Source organism: Deinococcus metallilatus (assembly GCF_004758605.1).
GTDB lineage: Bacteria > Deinococcota > Deinococci > Deinococcales > Deinococcaceae > Deinococcus > Deinococcus metallilatus.
Window position 1 is genome coordinate 2955252 of record NZ_CP038512.1, and the last position, 19749, is coordinate 2975000.

The window sequence follows — 19749 nt, forward strand, 5'->3', positions numbered from 1 at the left end:
TTCTTTCCCCATTGCCCTGCCCCTGACGGGGGGCGGCCTTCACGTTCAGCCTGCCGGGACGCGCGACGGCACCCACCCTGCTACATTGACCGCTGGAGACTTCAGGCCATGCCCACGTACGTGTACAAGAATCTGGAAACCGGCGAACTCTACGAGATCAAGCAGAGCATGCGCGACGAGCCGCTGACGCAGCACCCGGAGACGGGGGCGCCGGTCAAGCGCGTCCTCTCCACGCCCGGCATCGCCTTTCGGGGCAGCGGCTTTTACGTGACCGACTCGCGGCCCCAGAGCAAGGGTGAGGGCGGCCAGGGCGGCGGCGGCGAGTGAACCCGGCCCTGCGCGCCGCCGGAATAGGGCTGCTGCTCGCGGGGGCGGTCACGGGCGCGTATGTCACGGGCCGCGTCAGCGCCCAGCGCGCGCTGGTGACTCCCGACGAGATCAACACGGTCGAGGTCACCCAGAAGGCCCTCCAGGCGGTCGTGCGGGTGGACAACCGGCTGCGTAAGGACGTACTGCAACCGGGCGACGACCCGGTCGAAACCGGCACCGGCTTCTTTTACAAGCCGAACCTGATCGTCACGAACTACCACGTCATCCAGTACCAGGAAGCGGTCAGCGTGACCCTCTACAACGGGCGGCGCGTGACGGCGCAGGTGGAGGGGATCGACCCCGGCATCGACATCGCGATTCTGCGGGTGACAGGGGTCACCGCGCCCAAGACCCTCAGCTTCGGGCGCAGCGCGGGCCTGATCCCGGGGCAGAAACTGGTCACCATCGGCACGCCGCTGAAGATTCAGAACTTCGTGGGGACGGGCGTCTTCAGCGTGGCGGCCAGCGCGCGTGACGTGCCGCGCAACGACCAGCTCGGGCAGGAAATCGGGCAGTACCTGGTGAGCACCAACAATATCCAGGGGGGCAACAGCGGTGGCCCCGTTCTCGACTCACGGGGCACCGTCGTCGGGGTGGCCGATGCCAACGCGGCCCCCAACGGCTTCGTGCCCGGCGTAATCGGTATCGCCATTCCCGGCGATCTGGTCCGCCAGAGCCTCGACGACCTCGAAAAGATCGGCGTGCCCCAGCGCGGGACGCTGGGCGTGACGCTGGTGGACCTCGACAGCCTCGACCCGGCCCTGCGCCAGCTCGCGGGCCTGAGCAGCAGCGAGGGCGCCCTGGTGGACGAGGTGCCTGCCGGGACTGCCGGGGCGCGCGCGGGGTTGCGCGGTTCCTTACGCAACAGCCGCGGCCAGCTCCTCGCGCCGCTGGGCGACATCATCGTGGCGGTGGACGGCCAGCGCGTGCGCGGCAGCTTCGACGTGGTCCGTCTCGTCGCGGCCAAGCGCCCCGGCCAGACCGTCACCCTGCGCGTCTGGCGCAACAAGAAGCCGGTGGACGTGAAGGTGACGCTCCAGAAGCGCACATTGCAGTGAAGCGGTCAGCTTTCAGCAAGAACCGCTTCAGCTCCGGCTGGGGCGTCTTTTTTGCTGACGGCTGAACGCTGAGGGCGGAAAGCTCTATCATTCCCCCCGTGTACCTGGTCGTCGAAGGCCCCATCGGGGTAGGAAAAACGAGCCTGGCGGGGCGGCTCGCGGCGCGCTACGGCGCGGAACTGAACCTGGAGGTCGTGGAGGAGAATCCCTTCCTGGCCCACTTTTACGAGGCGCCCGAGGCTTACGCCTTTCAGGTGCAGGTGTTTTTCCTGCTGTCGCGCTTCAAGCAGCTCTCGGCCCTCGCGCAGCCGGGGCTATGGAGCGGGAACGTGGTCAGCGACTACCTCTTCGACAAGGACTTCATCTTTGCCGCGATGAACCTCAAGGACGCCGAATTCGCGCTGTACGAGGACCTCTACGCGCACCTCTCGCCCCGGCTGCCCACCCCCGACCTGGTGGTGTACCTGCGCGCCGAGCCGGAGCTGCTGCTCGCGCGGATCGAGAAGCGCGGGCGGCCCTTCGAGCGCGACATGCAGGCCGCCTACCTTCGTGATCTGACCGACCGCTACGACGAGTACTTCCGCACCTACCCGGGCCGCCTCCTGACCGTGGACGCCAGCCGCTACGACTTCGTGGGCAACCCGCAGGACGAGCAGGCGATCCTGGCGTGCATCGAGGAGGCGCTGCACGCGGACACGGTGGCGGGGGAAGGGGCGGCGGTGTGAGGAAGGAGAGCCTGTGGCCTGTCGCCTGTGGCTTGTGGAGGCTAAAGCCTGAGGCCGGAGCTTTCGCTGACCTACCAGCGACAAGCCACGAGCCACAAGCCCCCGCCGCGAGCGGAGCGAGCTGACATGTACCTTGCCATCTCCGGCAACATCGGCAGCGGCAAGAGCACCCTCACGCGGATGCTGGCCGACCGCTACGGCCTGCGCCCGGTGTACGAGCCGTACGCGGAAAACCCGTACCTGGAGGATTTTTACCGGGACATGCGGCGGTATTCCTTTCACAGTCAGGTGTATTTCCTCTCAAAGCGGCTGGAGCAGCACCTGAATCTGGTGACGGGCGCGCGGTACGTGATTCAGGACCGCACCGTCTTCGAGGACGCCAACATCTTCGCGCGGAACCTCTTTGAGTCGGGGCAGATGGAGGCGCGCGACTGGGCGACCTACCGGGGGCTGTACGAGGGGATTCTCCCCGCGCTGCGGGTGCCCGACCTCCTCATTCACATCGACGCCAGCCTGCCCACCCTCAAAAAACGCATCGCGCTGCGGGGGCGGACGTATGAAAAGTACATTCCCGAGGCCTATCTGGAAGGTCTGAACAGGCTGTACGCGGCGTGGGTGGAGGCGTTCGGCGCCTGCCCGGTGATGCGCGTGCCGGGCGACGAGCTGGATTTCGTGCAGGACCCCGCCGCTTTCAAGTGGGTGTGTGACCGGGTGCAGGCGCACGGCTTCGGGCTGCCGCTGCTGCGCTAAGGGCGAACTTTCGGGGGACGGCGCCCAGCGGTCCCAGCCCCAGAATCGGGGCGTGAAGCGTTTGTGCCTGGGTTTCTATGCCTGCCTGCTGCTCACCGGCTGCAACAAGGACCGCCTGGAGGCCCGCTGGCCTGCCCCGCCGGGTCTGCTGGATGGCCGATATGAAGGGATGGAAGTCGCCGGAATTGATCGCTGGGGCGGGTACGGCGTGAATGGCCGGGTGGCGGAGCAGTTCATCGAGCTGCGCTGCACCCGCCAGCCCAGGCGCCGGATTCGCCGGACGTACTGGCCGGGACCGGAGTGGGCCGGGACGGTGGTGTGGGAGCAAGCGGGCGTGACCTACCGGCTTCCGCGTGGCTGGAAAAGCCCGGGCCTTCATCCCTTCACCTTCACTTCAGCCGAGGTCGCCCGGCTGGGCAAGTGCCCCTGAGCCTCTAGCCTTCCACGTATTCCAGCCCGTTCCGCCCGCCAGCCGCCTTCTGCTAGCCTCCCCCCATGCGTCTGCCCGAGCTTGCCGCCGCCCTGAACATGCCCGCCTCCGACCTGCCCGATGTGGAGGTGCGCGGCGTGACGCACAACGCGGCCTGGGTGGAACCGGGGTTCGCGTTCGTGGCGATTTGCGGGGCGCGGTTCGACGGGCACACCTTCATCCCGGACGCGGCGGCGAAGGGCGCGGTGGCCGTGCTGGGCGAAGGCTTAGCGGGGGACGCGCCCTCCCCCCTCCCCTACCTGACCGTGCCGAACGCGCGGGCGGCGCTGGCAGACGCGGCGGCGGCGCTGGCGGGAAATCCCAGCCGGTCACTGCGGGTGGTCGGCGTGACGGGCACCGATGGCAAGACCACGACCAGTTGGCTGACGCGGCACCTGCTGCGGACGGCGGGGCTACGGACGGGCCTGCTCAGCACCGTCGGCTATGAGCTGCCGGACGGAGAGTTGCGGCACTTCCCGGCCCACTTCACGACCCCGGAGGCTCCGCAGGTCCAGGCCACGCTGCGCGAGATGGTGGAGGCAGGCGGGGAGGCCGTGGTGCTGGAAGCGAGCAGCCATGCCCTCGCGCTGGACCGGGTGCGGGGCGTGGACTGGGACGTGGCGGTGTGGACACACCTCAGCCAGGAGCATCTGGACTTCCACGGCACGGTGGAGAACTACTTCGCGGACAAGCGCAGGCTGGTCGAACGCGCCCCCTTCGCCGTGCTGAACGTGGACGACCCCTGGACGGCGCAGCTCCGGGGCCTCGCCCCGCAGGAGACGACCTACAGCGCCGAGAACCAGCACGCCGACTGGCGGGCCACCGGCATCGAGGAACGCGCGACCGGCCTGCATTTCCACGTCACCTCGCCGCTGGGCGAATTCGGGGCGCATCTGCCGATGATCGGGCGCTTCAACGTGGCAAACGCGCTGGCCGGGATGGCGGCGGCGGCGCACCTGGGCGCGACCCTTCCGCAACTGGTGGACGGACTGGCCTCCTTCCGGGGCGTGCCGGGGCGGATGGAACTGGTGCCGGGCGGCGAGGCCGATCCCCGCGTGATCGTGGATTTCGCGCACACGCCGCCGAGTCTGGAAAAGGCGCTCACGACCCTGCGCGCCACCACCGCCGGGCGGCTGTGGGTGCTGCTCGGCTCGGCGGGGGGACCGCGCGATCCCGGCAAGCGGGCGCCGCTGGGCGAGGTGGCGACCCGGCTGGCCGATTACGCCGTCTTCACCGAGGAGGACCACCGCGACACGCCGCTGGAGGACATCCTGCGCGAGATGGAAAGGGGCGCGCGGGAGGGGGGCGGGGAGAACTTCACCAGTATCGGGGACCGGCGCGAGGCGATCCGCTTCGTGATCCGCGAGGCGCAGCCGGGCGACACGGTGCTGCTCGCCGGGAAGGGGCCGGAAGACACCCTGGAACGGGACACGGAGGTCATTCCCTGGAACGAGGTGGAGGAGGCGCGGGCGGCGCTGGCCTTACGCGCCTGAGGGCCTTCAAGCCCCTTCGGGCGTTTCCTCCCCACGGGGCCGAATCCGGTAGGCGCAGACGTGGGCGCCGCTCAGCATGTGCGCGATGCGGGTCACTTCCGCCGTCGGCAGGGCCGCCTTGATGTACCCCAGTTCGCTGCCGCAGGCGTGCCCGTACTGGAGGGCGACACTCAGGACCGCGCAGTTGTGCTCGGTGACCGTGAAGCTCCCGTCGTCGTTTTCCTGCATGTCGGCCAGATAGCCGTCCTCGTCGAGGATGCGGGCCAGTTCGCGCACCTGTTCGCGGAAGGGCAGGCCGCGTGTGCGGGCGAGGGTGCCGTGCAGGCGGCGCTCGGCGCGTTTCTCGAAGAGGCGGGCGACCAGCGCCGGGTCCTCGTCCTGCACGTAGGTCAGCAGTTCGTTGGTGAGTTCGGCGTAGGCCCGGGGAAAGAGGGCGTCGGCCTGCGCGGTCAGGCGGTAGCGGCGCCTGGGCCGTCCTGGCCCCTCGCGGTGGTCCTGGGCCATCAGGAACCCCGCCTGTTCGAGCGCGCCGAGGTGCTGACGAATCCCGCTGGCCGTGATGCCGAGCGTCTGCGCGAGATCGTCGGCGCCCGCCTCGCCGCGCTTCTTGAGCTGGCAGAGGATGGCGCGGCGGGTGGCGGGAAGTTGGTCGAGGGCGGGGCTGACCACAGGCACACCCGGAGTGTATCGCGTCCGGCAGGGAGAAAAAGAGTTTAGAAAGCAAATACTTGCTTTTCTCTGGAGGCTGCGCGTACACTCACGGCAACGCTGACTGACAGCGCGCCAAGCGGCCCTCACCCCAGGTTCCTCTCAACGATGCAGGAGGACTGTATGCCCGTTGCACTCATCACCGGCGCCTCACGCGGCCTCGGCCTGGCGCTCGCCCGCCGTCTCGCCCAGGAGGGGTGGTCCCTCGTCCTCACCGCACGCGAACCACAGGCCCTGGAGCAGGCCCGGCAGGAACTGGAGGCGCATACGCCCGTCACCGCGCTGCCCGGCGACGTGGCGGACGAAACGCACGCCCGGCGGCTGATCGGCGCGGCGCTGGACCTCGGCGGTCTGGACGCGCTGGTGAACAACGCGAGCGCCCTCGGCCCCTCGCCGCTGCCCGCCCTGCGGGACCTCCCGCTGGACGCCTACCGGCAGGTGCTGGAAGTGAACGTCGTGGCCCCGCTGCGCCTGATCCAGCTCGCGCTGCCACACCTGAAGCCGGGCGCACGCATCGTGAACGTCACCTCCGACGCGGGCGTGGAAGGCTACGTGACCTGGGGCGGGTACGGCAGCAGCAAGGCGGCGCTCGAACAGCTCAGCCGCGTCCTGGCCGCCGAACATCCCGACTTGCGCGTGTACTGGGTGGACCCCGGCGACATGCGGACGCGGATGCACCAGGACGCCTTCCCCGGCGAGGACATCAGCGACCGGCCCCTCCCCGAAGTGAGCGTGCCCGGCTTCCTGCACCTGCTCAGCGGCGAGTGGCCGAGTGGCCGCTACGCCGCGCAACGGATGGCGGAGGTGTCCGCATGAGCGCCGGGGAACTGCGGGTGGTGATCACCGCCCAGGATTACGCGGCGGCCCGGCGGCTCTTCGAGCAGGGCCTGGGGCTGCGGGTGGTGGACGGCTGGGACGACCCGGACGGGCGCGGCCTGGTGCTGGAGGCCGGGCGCGCCACCCTGGAGATCGTGGACGAACCGCAGGCCCGGCGAATCGACCAGATCGAGGCGGGTGGCGAAGGAAGCGGCACGGTGCGCCTCGCGTTCCGGGTGTCTGGCACGCCCGCCGCCGGGGAACGGCTGCACCAGGCCGGGGCGCGGGTGGTGGCTGCCCCGGTCGAGACGCCCTGGGGACACCATAACCAGCGGCTCAGCACGCCGGACGGCCTGCACCTCACCCTGTTTCACCCGCACGTGGAGTTGCCATGACCGCCGCCATGAATGGGCCGCTGGAGTTCACGCTGCCCGCGCACCTCGAAGCGCATGAGCCGCCCGAGGCGCGCGGCCTCCCCCGCGACGGTGTGCGGCTGCTCGTCTCGCGCGTGGCGGACGATGTGGTGCAGCACGCGACCTTCCGCGACCTGCCCGCGTTCCTGCGGGAAGGCGACGCGCTGGTCATCAACACCAGCGGCACGCTGCCCGCCGCCCTCCCGGCCCGGCGCGCGGACGGCACGGCGCTGGAACTGCACCTCAGCACGCACCTGCCCGCCGACCTCTGGACCGTGGAACTCCGCCGCCCTGCCGGGACCGCCACGCTGCCCGAACGCCACGCCCACGCGGGGGAGACGCTGCGTCTGCCGGATGGAGGGCAAGTCACGCTGCTCACGCCCTACAGCACCGACCGCAATCGGGAAGAACAGCGGGAGGGCGTGCGGCTGTGGGTGGCGGCGTTGCACCTTCCGCAGCCGGTGCTGGTGTACCTGGCGGCGCACGGAAAACCGATCCGCTACGGCTATGTGCCGCGTGACTGGCCGCTTCAGACCTACCAGACGGTGTTCGCCACCGAACCCGGCAGCGCGGAGATGCCTTCTGCCGGGCGGCCCTTCACGCCGGAACTCCTCACGCGGCTGATGGCGCAGGGGGTGCGGGTTGCGCCGCTGGTGCTGCATACCGGTGTCGCCAGCCTGGAAGACCACGAGCCTCCCTACGAGGAAGCGTACCGGGTTCCGGCGGCCACCGCCCACGCGGTGAACGAGGCCCGCGCCGCCGGGGGGCGGGTCATCGCGGTGGGCACCACCGTTGTCCGCGCCCTGGAAACCGTCACGGACGAGCGGGGGATCACACATCCCGGCTCGGGGTGGACGCGCGAGGTGATCACGCCGGAGCGGGGGACGCGGGCGGTGCATGGGCTGATCACCGGATGGCACGAGCCGCGGGCGAGTCACCTGCTGATGCTGGAGGCGATTGCCGGGCGGCGACATCTGGAGGTGGCCTATGCGGCGGCGCTGGCGGCGGGGTATCTCTGGCACGAGTTCGGGGATCTGCATTTGATTCTGCCGTGAAGGACGGTTTGAGGGGGCAGGGGGAGCGGCGCTGCGCAAGAGTCGTCCCGAACGTTGGAAGGCCTCGGGCCTGCGGCCCGAACGGCTCCGCTGCCTGGAACACCGAGCGGGAAGGTAGGCATCGGTCAACGGCTGACACAGGGAAAGAAAATAGGTGGGCGTCTACTTGAGCGGGTTCAGGGTGTCCTCCATAGGCTGTACTCCCGCCCTGACGGAAGGCAGAGCAGCGGACGCGGACGGGCCTCCCAAAGTGTGTAATGTACTCATGCCACGCTCGCGCCCAGCCCTGACGCTGACGCTGCTGCTCGCCCTCTCGGGAGGTATGGCGGGAGCCGCCTCCACCTACACCCTGCCCGTCAACCTCAACTCTCTGAAGAATCCAGCGGTCTTGCGGGGGAACAAGGAGACAGGTCTGGCTCCCCTGAACGCGGCGCAGCGGGCGGCCCTGGCGCAGCAGGGCTTCGTGATCGTGCCTGCCGGGTGGCGGCAGTTCGACGCGGTGTACGAGGCGACGCGCTACGCCGACCAGCCGGTGTTCGTCACGACCGACGCCGTGCTGCACGTCTACCATCTGGTGTTCGACAAGCTGCTGCGCGACCTGGAGCGGGAGACGCTCGCCCCCACCACCCGCCGCCTGACGGCGCTGCTGGTCGAAGGCGCGCGCAGGCAGGCGCAGGCGTTGGCAGGCACCCCCCTGGAGGACGACGCGCGGCGGGCGCTGGCCTACCTCGCCGTGGCGCAGAAGCTGGACGACCCATCCAGCCCGGTCCCGGCGGAGGTGGCCCCGCTGGTCACGGCGGAACTGAAGCTGATCAAGGCCCACAGCGGCCTGGCCCCCTCCCCGATCTTCGCGGGCAGCCAGATGATCGAGGACTACTCGCAGTACGTCCCGCGCGGCCACTACACCCGTTCGGAGGCGCTGCAACGCTACTTCCGCACAATGATGTGGCTGGGGCGGATGAACCTGCGGGTGGGGGACGCCAGCGAGACGCGCACGGCGGCCCTGGTCGCCCACCTGATCAGCGGGAACCCGGAGGCCCAGAAGCTCTGGGCGCGGCTGTACGACCCGACGGCGCTGCTGATCGGCACCAGCGACGACCTGAATGAGCGGCAGTACGCGGCTACCCTCCAGGCGGTGACGGGCGGGAATATCCGGCAACTCGCGGACCCGCAGAAGCTGGCGGCGTTCCAGGCGGCCCTCGCCAAGTTGCCGCCGCCCCGGGTGAACAGCGTCTTCGTGGTCGCGCGGCCCGGTGAGGGCGTGGACGTGCGCCAGCGCGAGACGCTGGGCTTCCGGCTGATGGGCCAACGCTTCACGCTGGACGGCGCGGCGCTGCAACAACTCGTCTACCGCGAGGTGGGGACCGAGCAAAAGCCCCGCACCCTCCCGCGCGGGCTGGACCTGCTGGCGGCAATGGGCAGTGACGCCGCGCTGAACGAACTGCGGCGGCTGGGCGACACGCAGTACGCCCACTACGAGACGCAGATGCAGAAGGTCCGCGCCCAGTTCGCCGCGCTGAAGCCGCAGGACTGGAACGCGAACGTCTACAGCGGATGGCTGTACGTCTTGCAGGCCCTGGCCAAACCGGAAGCCCGCGACGACCGTTTCCCCGCCTTCATGCGGACACCTGCCTGGACCCGCAAGGAGATGCTGACCGCGCTCGGCTCGTGGACCGAACTGCGCCACGACACGCTCCTCTATGCCAAGCAGGTGATGGCCGAGATGGGAGCGGGAGGGGAACCGGAACTCCCGCGCGGGTACGTGGAACCGAACGGGGCGGTCTGGTCCCGCCTCCTCGCCCTGGAGGCCCTGACCCGGCGGGTGCTGACTGACCAGAAGATTCTCTCCGAGCGGACCGCGAACAACCTGGGCAGCCTGCGCGACATGCTGACCTTCCTGAACGCGGCGACGGCGAAGGAGCTGGCCGGGCAACCGCTCACGCGCGACGAATACGACCGCATCCACTTCTTCGGCGGCTGGCTCGAACAGATGAAACTCGCCAGCACCGACCCGGAAGGCAACGAGGAGGGCGGCACCCCCACCTTCGACGAGCCGCCCTATGCGGGCGTCGTGGCCGACGTGGCGACCGATGCGGGCAGGGGCCGGGTGCTGGAAGAGGCGACCGGCACCATCCACGAGCTGTACGCCGTCGTGCCCAATGGACGCGGCGGTCTTCAGGTCGCGCGCGGTGGCGTGTATTCCCAGTACGAGTTCACCGTCCCCCTCTCAGGCCGCCTGACCGACGAGGCGTGGCGGGCGCGGCTGAAGGTGGGGCAGCTTCCGGCCATGCATCCCTGGCTGGAAGGCGTCGTGGTGAAGTAGGCCGATGGGCGAAGGCAGAAGGAAGGCGGGGACCGTTTTGCTGGCGGCAGTCCTGCTGCTGGCCTGCACTTCGGGTGGTCGAGAGGCCGCGCCTCCCTTCACCTTCGCGCTGGCCGGGGACGTGAGTGTCGCTCGCGGAGTGGCGGAGGCGAACGCCGGGCACTGGGAGACGGCCCTCGCGGCGGTGCGGAAGGCACTGACGGCGGACGCCACCTTCGCCAATCTCGAATCCCCGCTGACCACCGCACCTCACGCAGGCGAGGGGTTGGACCTGCGAGCTCCCCCGGCGGGCGTGGCGGCGCTGACGGCCTTCACCCACCTGGGCGTGGAGAACAACCATGCGGAGGACGGCGGGGCGTCCGGGCAGACCCAGACCCGGCGCATCCTGCGGGACCACGGGATTGCCCCGGTCACCCGTGATCTGACCCTCTCCCGCGTGCGTGGCGTGCCCGTCGCCTGGGTCGCCTTTCTGGACGACGGGCACACGCCACCCCCGCTGGCCGCCGTGCGGGAGGGCGCGCGGCGGGCGCGGGTTGTGGTCGTCGGCGTCCACTGGGGGGCGGAATATGGCCCGGTCACGGCGAGGCAGCGGTCCCTGGCCCGGCAACTCGCGGCGGCGGGCGCGACGCTGATCGTGGGCAGCGGGCCGCACGTCCTCCAGCGCAGCGAGCGCGTGGGCGGCGCACTGGTGCTGTACAGCCTGGGAAATCTGCTCCTCGATCAGCCTTACCCGGATGCGCGGGTGGGGGCGGTGGTGCGGGTGGGGACCGGGCCGGACGGTCCGCGTGCCTGCGCCGTCCCGACCCGGTACCGCGCGGGCCGCGTCACGCTCGCCCCCGTAGAGGAACGCCCCGCCATCCTTGCCCGCCTGAACCTCCCCGCCTGCACGGAGGCCGGATGAGGCACTTCCTGCTGCCCCTGTGGCTGACCAGTGCGGCCCTGGCAGGGGGAGGTGGGGGCGACTGGCACAGCGTCCACCCGGACGGCACGCTCACCCCGGCCGGGGCCTTGAGGCCTCCCCGTCCCTGCCCGCCCCTGCGGCTGCCCGCCGACTGGGACGTGCGTTCGCAGGTGTACGCGGACGTGACTGGGGACGGCACCCCCGAGTGCGTGCTGGCGGTGTGGCGACCCTGGCGTGACTGGCCGATCACCCGCTGGGTGGCGTCCCCTTCTCCAATCACCAGGAACCGGGACGCGCGGGGCGACAGCGCGCATGTCCTGGTGCTGAAGCCCCGCCCGGACGGCACCTTCCGGAACGTCTGGGGCGGCAGCGCCCTGTATCAGCCCGTCACCGCGCTCACGGTGTTGCCGGACGGCCACCTCGTCACGTTGGAAGGCACTTACGCACGGGGCCGCGCGGCCCCCGCCGTCGCCCTCACCGAGTGGACTTGGACGGGCTTTGGCTTCCGGCTGGAACGCCGCCGCGCCCTCACCGCACGGGAAGTCGGTGTGGATGCCAGCGGCCTGCCTGCTGTGCGCTGAACCGGCCTACGCCCTGCTCCGTCAACTGGCCGATGCTCTTTCTCCGTCGGGCGGGCAGACTGCCGGGGGAAAGGGGGCCGAACCATGCCAGATGCCGCAGACCCAGAGGACGGCCGGAGAACCAACCATGAACCGTCGGCCCGGGTCAGAACCCGCTGGCGGTGACCGCGCCACATCCGGCGCAGGCAGGCTGAACACATGAATGGAAAACACATCACCAAACTGGGCTTCGAGAAGAGGGCGGTGAAGCTGGCCCTGGCCGCCGCCGAGGCGCGCGAGGAAGCGGGCCTCAGCCGCGCCGAGATTCTGGACGAATTGCAGGCAGTGCAGGCCAACCCCCAGGCGTACCTGACGGGCGGCGTCTATGCCGACCTCGCGGCGGAACTGACCGCACAGGGAGCGGCGCGGCAGGTCCGCAAGAGTGCCGAGCTGCGCCCTACCCCCCTCCCCTACCGCATCTGGGGCGACGACCTGATCGAGCCGGGGGCCCGCTCGCAGATGGACGTGGCGATGCAGCTCCCCATCTCCCGCGCGGGGGCCCTGATGCCCGACGCGCACGTGGGCTACGGCCTCCCCATCGGCGGCGTGCTGGCGACCGAGGACGCCGTGATTCCCTACGGCGTGGGCGTGGACATCGGCTGTTCGATGCGGCTGAGCGTGCTGCCCCTGAAACCGGAAAGCCTCAGCACCGACGAGGCCCGCAAGCTGCTGCTGAAGCACACCCGCTTCGGCGCGGGCGTGAGCTTCGAGAAAGCTTTTCGGGGCGACCATGAAGTGCTGCACGAACAGACCTGGCGCGAGCAACCGCTGCTGCGCCACCTCTACGACAAGGCCGCTGAGCAGATCGGCACGTCGGGAAGCGGGAATCATTTCGTGGAGTTCGGCACCCTGACGCTGCCGGGGGACGACCTGGGCCTCCCGGCGGGCGAATACCTCGCCATCCTGTCCCACAGCGGCTCGCGCGGCTTCGGGGCGCAGGTGGCGAACCACTACACGAAGTTAGCGCAGGCGCTCCACCCCAGCCTCGACCCCGCCGCCCGCAAGCTCGCCTGGCTGCCGCTGGACAGCGAGGAAGGCCAGGGCTACTGGCAGGCGATGAACCTGGCCGGGCGCTACGCCCTCGCCAACCACGACCTGATCCACGCCCGCCTCGCCCGCGCGCTGGGGGTGCAGCCGCTCGCCAGCGTCGGCAACAGCCACAACCTCGCCTGGCAGCAGCGGGTGGAGGGGCATGACCTGATCGTCCACCGCAAGGGTGCCACGCCCGCCAAACAGGGCCAGCTCGGCCTGATTCCCGGCAGCATGGCCGACCCCGGTTTCGTGGTGCGCGGTCTGGGCCACGAAGGCGCGCTCGCCAGTGCCAGTCACGGCGCGGGGCGCCAGATGGGGCGCAAGGCCGCCGCGAACACCCTCGCCAAGCGGGACGTGCAGGCGTACCTGAAAGAGCGCGGCGTGACCCTGATCGGCGGCGGCATTGACGAGGCCCCACAGGCCTACAAGCGCATCGAGGACGTTCTGGAACGGCAGAATGATCTGGTGGACGTGGTGGCGCGGTTCACGCCCAGGGTGGTGCGGATGGACACGGGAAGCGAGGACGTGTAGAGGCAGCCAGGCTTCAGCGGCCAGCAGGGAACAGCGAGAGCATTCGCTTTCCCTGCTTTTTGATGTCTGTCCGCTACAACCGGCAGAGCAGCCAGCCGACGACCTCGCAGAATGCCTCTCGCCGCGCCGCCGCTTCTCCCATAAGCAGCCTGCACAACCAGTCGCCTTCCGGCTGCCAGGGCAGGCCCGGCAGCGTCTCCCACAGCAGGGTGGCGGGCGGAAGAGGGCAGTCATTGACCGCACAGATGGCCTCGGCCAGCTTCCAGGTGTTCGTGTGAACCAGAAACGCCGTTTGTTCCTGTGTGGCTCCTTCCAGCTTGTGGAGGACGGTGCTCAGCCAGTACCGCAGCGCCTGACGCTCAGCCGGGGGGGTCCGGTAAGCCGCCAACCGCTGCGCCGCCTGTCCCTGAAGCCGGGCGAGTTCGCCGCTGGGGTCGTGCAGCAGGCGGCCCTCAACCCAGGCATAGAGCGCCGTCCCGCCTGCCTCCACCTGTTCCCTGGCCCGCGTTAGGGTGTGCCCGTGCCGCTCGATCAGGAGGCCTCCGCATTCCTCCGCCTCAAAGGGCCGGGCCTCCGGCCAGTACAGCCGCAGGTCCAGGTCAGAGGTGGGCCGCCTCGTGCCGCGCGCGACCGAGCCGCACAGCATCAAACCAAGCGCCCCGGCCTCCCGCGCCCGCGCCACTTCCTCCGTGAGCAGACGGCGGTGAACATCGTGCTGGACGAAGGAGAGGTCAGCCACCTGTGGCATCCCCTACTGCTCGTACCCTTGCGGATGCCTGCGGTGCCACCCCCAGGCCGTCCGCACGATCTCCTTCAGCTCGGTGAACTGCGGGGCGAAGCCCAGGTCGTCCACGATGCGGTGGGCATCGGCCACCAGGCGGGGCGGGTCGCCAGGGCGGCGGGGGGCGATCTCGCGCTTCAGGGGCGGGAAGCCGTCCTGGGCGATCACCGCGTCCACCGCGTCGAGCACCTGGAGCACGCTGAAGCCGTGGCCCAGACCCACGTTGTAGGTGGCGGCGTCCCGCTGCCCCTGCGCCAGCGCCTCCACCGCCAGCACGTGCGCGTCGGCCAGGTCCAAAACGTGGATGTAGTCGCGGATGCAGGTGCCGTCCGGGGTGGGGTAGTCGTCCCCGAAGATCATCATCTTGTCGCGCTGGCCCAGGGCGGTCAGGCACGCCAGCTCGATCAGGTGCGTCTTGTGGGGGTGCGCCTCGCCGATGCTGCCGTCGGGCGCCGCGCCGCACACGTTGAAGTAACGCAGGATGACGTAGGGCAGGCCGTGCGCGACGTGGAAGGCGTGGATCATCCGCTCGGTCATCAGCTTGGTTTCGCCGTAGACGCTCTCGGGGTGCAGCGGCGCGTCCTCGGGAATCGGCACGGCGTCGGTGGTACCGTAGACGGCGGCGGTCGAACTGAACACCAGCGGCACCTTGCGCGTCTCCACGATGGCCTGGAGAAGGTTCAGACTCCCGACCACGTTGTTGCGGTAGTAGCGGCCCGGCGCCCGCATGCTCTCGCCCACCTCGATCAGCGCGGCGAAGTGAATCACCGCGTCGGGCTGATAGGTTTCCAGCGCCGCCTTCACCGCCGCCATGTCCAGCAGATCGGCCCGGACCAGCGGCACCTCCGGGGGCAACGCCTCGGCATGGCCGCTCGACAGGTTGTCGAACACCACGACCTCGTGCCCGGCCCGCCGCAACTGCCGCACCGTGTGCGACCCGATGTACCCGGCCCCTCCCACAACCATCAGCTTCATGGGGACAGGGTAAGGGATGCCGGGGGCCGGGGAGCGCGGAGAGTTCCTTTAGCCCCCGGCGCTCCGCTCTCTGCGCTCTGCCGTCGTCCCGCGCACGACCAGCCGCGTCGGCAGGCTCACGTCGGGCGGCGTTTCGCCGCTGAGCAGGGCGAGGACGGCCTCGCCCACGTACCGGCCCTTGTCGGCGGTCGGTTGCCAGACGGTGCTGAGGTTCAGGGCCGCGCTGCTGGGCAGGTCGTCAAACCCGATCAGACTCAGGTCGTGGGGCACACGCAGGCCGAGCCGCTGGGCGGCCCGCAGGGCGCCGTGGGCCAGCACGTCACTCATGCACAGCAGCGCGGTGATCTCCGGGTGCTGGCGCAGCAGGTCGAGCGCGGCGGCCTCGCCCTCCTCGGGGGTGTTCTGCCCGGTTTCAAACAGGTGAAGGGCGGCGCCTGCCGCGCCCTCACGGTAGCCCCGCAGACGCTCGGCGGTGGTCCGGTAGGCAATGGCCGCTTCACGCCGGGGGGTGACGGGGCCGGTGTGACGGTCGGGGGCGAGTTCCAGGCAGAGGACGCCGATCTGCCGGTGTCCCAGTTCCCGCAGGCAGCGGGCCGCCGCCGCCGCGCCCCCCGCGTCGTCGATCCCGACCTGCGCGGCCTGGGGCTGGGGCGTCTGGTCCACCAGCACGGTCGGCAGCCCGCGTTCCAGCACCGCCCGCAGCAGTTCGTGGCCCTCGGCGGCGCAGTACACGATGAAGCCGTCCACACTGGCGGTATGGACGGGCTGGGCACCGTCCGGACTGGCGAGCAGGAGCAGGTTCAACCCCGCCTGCTGAATGGCCTGCGTCACGCTGCCCAGAAACAGCGCCGCCGCCGGATCGGCAAAAGCGTAGGTCAGCGGCGCGTCGTACACGACCCCGATCACTCCGGTGCGGCCCCGGCGCAGGCTGCGGGCGAGAGGATCGGGGCCGCGGTACCCGAGGTCGCGGGCGGCGCTCAGCACGCGCTTCCGCAGCTCCGGCGAGAGCTGGTCGGGCCGGTTGTAGGCGTTGCTGACGGTCGCGGGCGAGACGCCCAGCCGGGCGGCCACGTCGCGCAGAGTGACGCGGCGGACGGGCGGCTTGGCGGCGGGCATGGACAGATGCTAGCGTATGGGAAAGGTATCTGAATCGTTTCAGATTCCCCCTGCTGCCTTCCCGGAGTGCCCATGACTGACCTGCCCCTTTCCTCCACTGCCCCCGTTTCCCTCCACCGCGCCGAGGCCGCGCGCCGGGCGCTGGCCACCGTGTTCCTGATCAACGGCACGCTGTTTGCCACCTGGGCGGTAAATATTCCCGGTGTGCGGGACCGGCTGGGGCTGACGGCCGCCCAGGTGGGCCTGGCGCTGCTGGCGGTCGGGCTGGGCAGTCTGGTCAGCATGCCGCTCACCGGCGGGTGGACCGCCCGCTTCGGGAGCGACCGGGTGACGCGCGTGGCGGTGGTGCTGAGCATGCTCGCGCTGCTCCCGCCCATCCTCGCGCCGAACCTGGTAACGCTGGTGCTGGCCCTGGCCCTGCTGGGTGCCCTCAACGGGGCGCTGGATGTCGCCATGAACGCGCAGGGCGTGACGGTCGAGCGGCGGCTGGCCCGCCCGGTCATGAGCCGGTTTCACGCCTACTACAGCCTGGGGGGCGTGCTGGGGGCGCTGCTGGGCACCCTGCTGATCGGACGGGTGCCGCTGCTGGCCCACGCCGGGCTGGTGGTGGCCGTGACCACCCTCGCCGGGTTCCTGGCGGGCCGCTGGCTGCTGCCCGACCTGACCGGCAACCCCGTTGAGACGGGGGCCCCCTCCCGCGCCCGCCCCGGCCCCAGCGCAGCCGCGCTGCTGCTGGGCGGCCTGTGTTTCCTGGGGATGCTGGCCGAGGGCGCCAACTACGACTGGGCGACCCTCTACTTCCGCGACGTGCTGGGCCTGGCGGGCGGCAACGCGGGCATCGGGTACGCGGCCTTTGTCGCCGCGATGACGCTGGGCCGCTGGTTCGGCGACCGCGTCCGCACCCGCCTCGGGGACGAGGTGACGGTGCGCGGCGGGGCGCTGCTGACGGCCGCGGGGCTGGCCCTCGCGCTGCTGGTGCACGATCCGCTGCCCGCCACGCTGGGCTTCGCGCTGTCGGGGCTGGGCCTCAGCAACGTGGTGCCGGTGCTGTACGGGACCGCGGGGCACGCCCTGGCCGGGCGGGGCATCGCCCAGGTCGCCACCATCGGCTATGCGGGATTCCTGCTGGGCCCACCCGTGATCGGCTTCATCGCGGGCCAGGTCGGCCTGCCCGCCGCGCTCGGCGTCGCGCTGGCGGGGGCGGCGCTGGTGGCGGGGCTGGGCGGGCGGGCCTTCGCGTTGGTCCGCCAGAAACGCCGGGCCAGCGCCGCGTAGATACCTACCCCTCCGACTTCCCCACGTAGCGCGCACGCGGCCGGATGAACTGCCCGCTCGTCTGGGCTTCCAGGGCGTGGGCGAGCCAGCCCGGGGTCCGGCCCAGCGCGAACAGCGTGACCGTGTCCTCGGCACTGCGGCCCAGCGCGTGCGCCAGCATGGCGAGCGCGAGGTCGATGTTCGGCGCCTCGCCCGTTTCCTCGCGCATCCGCTCGGTGAGCGCGTGGGCAGCCTGCACGGCGGGAGCCTGGGGCCAGGCCACCCGGAGCGCGGTCAGCAGCGCCTGGGCACGCGGATCACCGTCCGGGTAGAGGCGGTGCCCGAAGCCCGGAGCGTGGGCGTAGCGGAGCACCGCGTCCCGCAGGGCCACCTGGGCATCACGGTCCAGCGCCTGCCGCAGGAGGTCGTGGGCGGCCGCACCGGCGAGGCCGTGCCGGGGGCCCTGGAGAGCCGCGAGGGCCGCGAGCATCGTGTGGGGCAGGCTGGCGCCTCCACCCGCCGCGACCCGCGCCGTGAACGCACTGACGTTCAGTTCGTGGTCTGCCAGCAACACCAGCGCGCGGCGCAGCAGGTCCGCCCCGGCGGCGTCCGTCCTCCATGCGCGGGCCAGGCGGAGGTGCAGCGGCAGGTCAGGCGCAGGCGGCACCCGCAGATGACGTTCCAGCGTCCCATACAGCAGGCTCAGAACCCGGGTGGCCCCGGCGGGGAGGGCGTCCGGCCGGGTATCCAGCGCCGCGAGGTCATGCGTCCCCGCATGCACGAGCGCGAAGCCCAACGCCTCCAGCGGCGTCCCCGCGCGGGGAAGCGGCGCGAGTGTCAGCCGGGCGCGCAGGGGCAGCCGCGCCCAGCCGCCCGCGTCCCCGGTCCACAGCAGTGCCGCGACTTCCTCCACCGTGGCCGTCTTCGCCAGCTCCACCGCGTCCTGCCCCCGGTACTTCAGCCCGCCGTCCACAATTTGCGTCAGGGCACTGTCCAGCACGGGCGTTCCCCAGGCGAGGGCCCCGTGGACAGCCTCCTCGGCGGCGGCCTCGGGGTCCCGCCGCACGCCCTGCCGCTGCACCAGCTTCTGTACGTCCTCGGCCCGGTAGCGCCGCTCGCGGGTGCCGGGCGGGCCGGGTTCGCTGCGGATCAGGCCGCGTGACACGTAGGCGTACAGCGTGGCCGGTTTCACGCCCAGCAGGGCGGTCGCCTCGGCGGTGGTCAGGCTGCGGGAAGGCATCGTCTCCAGCCTAACATTGATTCTTTAATCAAGATTGACGATATAGACGGGCAGGACTAGCGTGCAGCCATGACAGCGCTTCCCGCCGTGGCCGATGTCGCCCAGCCCGACCTCTTCCCCGACGCCTTTCCTCCCCACGCCTTTCCGCAGGTCGTCTGGAAGGAAGGGGCGCGCCCCTCCACCCTCCCCAGCGTCGCCTGGACGACGGAAACCACCCACCGGGACGGCCAGCAGGGCGGCCTGCCGCTCACTGCGGCGGACGGCCTGGCGATTTATGACCTGATGGGCGCGTTCACGGGCGACTCGGGCGCGATCCGGCAGGCCGAGTTCTTCGTCTACCGCCCCGCCGACCGGGCCATGCTGGAAGGCGCGCTGGAACGCTGGCGCGGCGGTCATCCGGTGGAGCCGACCACCTGGATTCGCGCGACCCGCCAGGACGCCGAGCTGGTGGCCGGGCTGGGCGTGCGGGAGACGGGGATGCTCGCCAGCGCCAGCGACTACCACACCTTCCACAAGTTCACGCCGGGTGGCCGCGCCCAGGCCGCCCGGACATACCTGGACGCCGTCCGGGCCGTGCTGGACGCGGGCCTGCGTCCCCGCCTGCACCTGGAGGACGCGACCCGCGCCCCCCGCGAGTTCATCCTGCCTTTCGTGGCCGCCGTACAGGAACTGAGCGCGCCCTACGGCGAGGCGCAGGCGCCCAAGTTCCGCGTCTGTGACACGATGGGCGTCGGCCTGCCGCTGGAGGGTGTGGCCTGGCCGCGCAGTGTCCCCGGCATGATCCACGAACTCGTGGCGGCGGGTGTGCCCGGCGAGCGCCTGGAGTTTCACCCCCACAACGACACGCATCTGGTGGTCGCCAACTGCCTGGCCGCCACCCTGGCGGGCTGCGCGGCAATCAACGGCACCCTGCTGGGCAAAGGCGAACGCACCGGCAACGCGCCGCTGGAAGGCGTCCTGCTCCACCTGATTGGCCTGAACCTCCTGCCCGGCCAGCCCGATTTCCTCGCGCTGAACGATCTGGCCGATCTGTATGACCGGCTGGGCCAGGGCGTCCCGGCCAAGTATCCGCTCTACGGCCGGGACGCCCACCGCACCCGCGCGGGCATCCACGCCGACG

Annotated in this window: 20 protein-coding genes (1 of these 20 cut by a window edge); 15 read left to right on the forward strand and 5 right to left on the reverse strand. The window is 70.8% G+C overall.

Annotation, left to right across the window (positions count from 1 at the left end):
• Nucleotides 1-108: 108 nt before the first annotated feature.
• The 6 genes from E5F05_RS20480 (at nt 109) to E5F05_RS20505 (ending at nt 4864) form a co-directional block, all read left to right on the forward strand.
• Nucleotides 109-327 carry an FmdB family zinc ribbon protein gene (locus tag E5F05_RS20480; protein WP_129120495.1) on the forward strand — a complete coding sequence of 73 codons (219 nt, stop codon included), beginning with the start codon at nt 109-111 and terminating at the stop codon, nt 325-327.
• Nucleotides 324-1427: a S1C family serine protease gene (locus E5F05_RS20485; protein ID WP_129120496.1), complete on the forward strand. Its 1104-nt coding sequence runs from the start codon at nt 324-326 to the stop codon at nt 1425-1427. Before E5F05_RS20480 ends, E5F05_RS20485 begins: the two co-directional genes overlap by 4 nt.
• A 98-nt stretch (nt 1428-1525) precedes the next feature.
• A complete protein-coding gene (locus E5F05_RS20490) occupies nt 1526-2152 on the forward strand; it encodes a deoxynucleoside kinase (RefSeq protein ID WP_129120497.1) in 627 nt (208 codons plus the stop codon).
• Between the two features lie 126 nt (nt 2153-2278).
• Nucleotides 2279-2902, forward strand: a complete 624-nt coding sequence (locus E5F05_RS20495; protein ID WP_129120498.1) for a deoxynucleoside kinase — start codon at nt 2279-2281, stop codon at nt 2900-2902.
• A gap of 52 nt (nt 2903-2954) precedes the next feature.
• Nucleotides 2955-3332 carry a hypothetical protein gene (locus E5F05_RS20500; protein ID WP_129120499.1) on the forward strand — a complete coding sequence of 126 codons (378 nt, stop codon included), beginning with the start codon at nt 2955-2957 and terminating at the stop codon, nt 3330-3332.
• Between the two features lie 65 nt (nt 3333-3397).
• Entirely contained in the window at nt 3398-4864 is a 1467-nt protein-coding gene (locus E5F05_RS20505; protein ID WP_129120500.1) for a UDP-N-acetylmuramoyl-L-alanyl-D-glutamate--2,6-diaminopimelate ligase, read from the forward strand.
• A gap of 6 nt (nt 4865-4870) precedes the next feature.
• Here the strand turns inward: E5F05_RS20505 and E5F05_RS20510 are convergent, their stop codons facing one another.
• Nucleotides 4871-5539, reverse strand: a complete 669-nt coding sequence (locus tag E5F05_RS20510) for a helix-turn-helix transcriptional regulator (protein ID WP_129120501.1) — start codon at nt 5537-5539, stop codon at nt 4871-4873.
• 156 nt (nt 5540-5695) lie between these two features.
• On the opposite strand from E5F05_RS20510, the gene E5F05_RS20515 reads away from it, so the two are divergent.
• The 7 genes from E5F05_RS20515 to E5F05_RS20545 all read left to right on the forward strand — a co-directional run bounded on the left by E5F05_RS20515 (nt 5696) and on the right by E5F05_RS20545 (nt 13263).
• The gene (locus E5F05_RS20515; protein ID WP_129120502.1) at nt 5696-6388 is read left to right on the forward strand and encodes an SDR family NAD(P)-dependent oxidoreductase; all 693 of its coding nucleotides are present in this window, start codon (nt 5696-5698) and stop codon (nt 6386-6388) included.
• A complete protein-coding gene (locus E5F05_RS20520) occupies nt 6385-6783 on the forward strand; it encodes a VOC family protein (protein ID WP_129120503.1) in 399 nt (132 codons plus the stop codon). Before E5F05_RS20515 ends, E5F05_RS20520 begins: the two co-directional genes overlap by 4 nt.
• Complete coding sequence (locus E5F05_RS20525) at nt 6780-7856, forward strand: S-adenosylmethionine:tRNA ribosyltransferase-isomerase (RefSeq protein ID WP_129120504.1); 1077 nt, start codon at nt 6780-6782, stop codon at nt 7854-7856. The genes E5F05_RS20520 and E5F05_RS20525 overlap by 4 nt, the downstream gene beginning before the upstream one ends.
• A 265-nt stretch (nt 7857-8121) precedes the next feature.
• Nucleotides 8122-10179: a DUF3160 domain-containing protein gene (locus tag E5F05_RS20530; protein WP_129120505.1), complete on the forward strand. Its 2058-nt coding sequence runs from the start codon at nt 8122-8124 to the stop codon at nt 10177-10179.
• A 37-nt stretch (nt 10180-10216) separates the two neighbouring features.
• On the forward strand, nt 10217-11080 hold the full coding sequence (locus tag E5F05_RS20535; RefSeq protein ID WP_241687253.1) for a CapA family protein: 864 nt from the start codon (nt 10217-10219) through the stop codon (nt 11078-11080).
• Entirely contained in the window at nt 11077-11661 is a 585-nt protein-coding gene (locus E5F05_RS20540) for a hypothetical protein (RefSeq protein WP_129120507.1), read from the forward strand. Before E5F05_RS20535 ends, E5F05_RS20540 begins: the two co-directional genes overlap by 4 nt.
• A gap of 198 nt (nt 11662-11859) precedes the next feature.
• Nucleotides 11860-13263 (forward strand): RtcB family protein, encoded by a 1404-nt coding sequence (locus E5F05_RS20545; protein WP_129120508.1) that lies wholly within the window; start codon nt 11860-11862, stop codon nt 13261-13263.
• Nucleotides 13264-13336: 73 nt separating this feature from the next.
• Here E5F05_RS20545 and E5F05_RS20550 read toward each other — a convergent pair whose 3' ends face one another.
• From E5F05_RS20550 to E5F05_RS20560, 3 genes are read right to left on the reverse strand one after another with little or no spacing between them, the layout of a single operon-like run.
• On the reverse strand, nt 13337-14002 hold the full coding sequence (locus E5F05_RS20550) for a nucleotidyltransferase domain-containing protein (protein ID WP_129120509.1): 666 nt from the start codon (nt 14000-14002) through the stop codon (nt 13337-13339).
• Nucleotides 14003-14014: 12 nt separating this feature from the next.
• Nucleotides 14015-15019: a UDP-glucose 4-epimerase GalE gene (gene galE / locus E5F05_RS20555; protein WP_129120510.1), complete on the reverse strand. Its 1005-nt coding sequence runs from the start codon at nt 15017-15019 to the stop codon at nt 14015-14017.
• 48 nt (nt 15020-15067) lie between these two features.
• Nucleotides 15068-16135, reverse strand: coding sequence for a substrate-binding domain-containing protein (locus E5F05_RS20560; protein ID WP_129120511.1), 1068 nt, complete (start codon nt 16133-16135; stop codon nt 15068-15070).
• 72 nt (nt 16136-16207) lie between these two features.
• On the opposite strand from E5F05_RS20560, the gene E5F05_RS20565 reads away from it, so the two are divergent.
• Nucleotides 16208-17410, forward strand: coding sequence for an MFS transporter (locus E5F05_RS20565; protein WP_129120512.1), 1203 nt, complete (start codon nt 16208-16210; stop codon nt 17408-17410).
• 4 nt (nt 17411-17414) lie between these two features.
• On the opposite strand, the gene E5F05_RS20570 is transcribed toward E5F05_RS20565, so the two are convergent.
• Nucleotides 17415-18629 (reverse strand): citrate synthase family protein, encoded by a 1215-nt coding sequence (locus E5F05_RS20570; protein ID WP_129120513.1) that lies wholly within the window; start codon nt 18627-18629, stop codon nt 17415-17417.
• A gap of 69 nt (nt 18630-18698) precedes the next feature.
• Between E5F05_RS20570 and E5F05_RS20575 the strand changes: the two genes are divergently transcribed.
• A protein-coding gene (locus tag E5F05_RS20575; RefSeq protein ID WP_129120514.1) for a beta/alpha barrel domain-containing protein crosses the window boundary here: on the forward strand, nt 18699-19749 show its 5' portion. It continues 260 nt past the right edge of the window; only the first 1051 of its 1311 coding nucleotides appear in the window; its start codon is at nt 18699-18701; the stop codon falls past the right edge of the window.

Excerpts from the sequence above, each read along its gene's own strand:
- E5F05_RS20560 (WP_129120511.1), bottom strand. The coding sequence starts at position 16,135 with ATGCCCGCCGCCAAGCCGCCCGTCCGCCGCGTCACTCTGCGCGACGTG.
- E5F05_RS20515 (WP_129120502.1), top strand. The coding sequence starts at position 5,696 with ATGCCCGTTGCACTCATCACCGGCGCCTCACGCGGCCTCGGCCTGGCG.
- E5F05_RS20525 (WP_129120504.1), top strand. The coding sequence starts at position 6,780 with ATGACCGCCGCCATGAATGGGCCGCTGGAGTTCACGCTGCCCGCGCAC.
- E5F05_RS20530 (WP_129120505.1), top strand. The coding sequence starts at position 8,122 with ATGCCACGCTCGCGCCCAGCCCTGACGCTGACGCTGCTGCTCGCCCTC.
- E5F05_RS20545 (WP_129120508.1), top strand. The coding sequence starts at position 11,860 with ATGAATGGAAAACACATCACCAAACTGGGCTTCGAGAAGAGGGCGGTG.
- E5F05_RS20520 (WP_129120503.1), top strand. The coding sequence starts at position 6,385 with ATGAGCGCCGGGGAACTGCGGGTGGTGATCACCGCCCAGGATTACGCG.
- E5F05_RS20480 (WP_129120495.1), top strand. The coding sequence starts at position 109 with ATGCCCACGTACGTGTACAAGAATCTGGAAACCGGCGAACTCTACGAG.
- E5F05_RS20540 (WP_129120507.1), top strand. The coding sequence starts at position 11,077 with ATGAGGCACTTCCTGCTGCCCCTGTGGCTGACCAGTGCGGCCCTGGCA.
- E5F05_RS20495 (WP_129120498.1), top strand. The coding sequence starts at position 2,279 with ATGTACCTTGCCATCTCCGGCAACATCGGCAGCGGCAAGAGCACCCTC.
- E5F05_RS20565 (WP_129120512.1), top strand. The coding sequence starts at position 16,208 with ATGACTGACCTGCCCCTTTCCTCCACTGCCCCCGTTTCCCTCCACCGC.
- galE (WP_129120510.1), bottom strand. The coding sequence starts at position 15,019 with ATGAAGCTGATGGTTGTGGGAGGGGCCGGGTACATCGGGTCGCACACG.
- E5F05_RS20570 (WP_129120513.1), bottom strand. The coding sequence starts at position 18,629 with ATGCCTTCCCGCAGCCTGACCACCGCCGAGGCGACCGCCCTGCTGGGC.
- E5F05_RS20505 (WP_129120500.1), top strand. The coding sequence starts at position 3,398 with ATGCGTCTGCCCGAGCTTGCCGCCGCCCTGAACATGCCCGCCTCCGAC.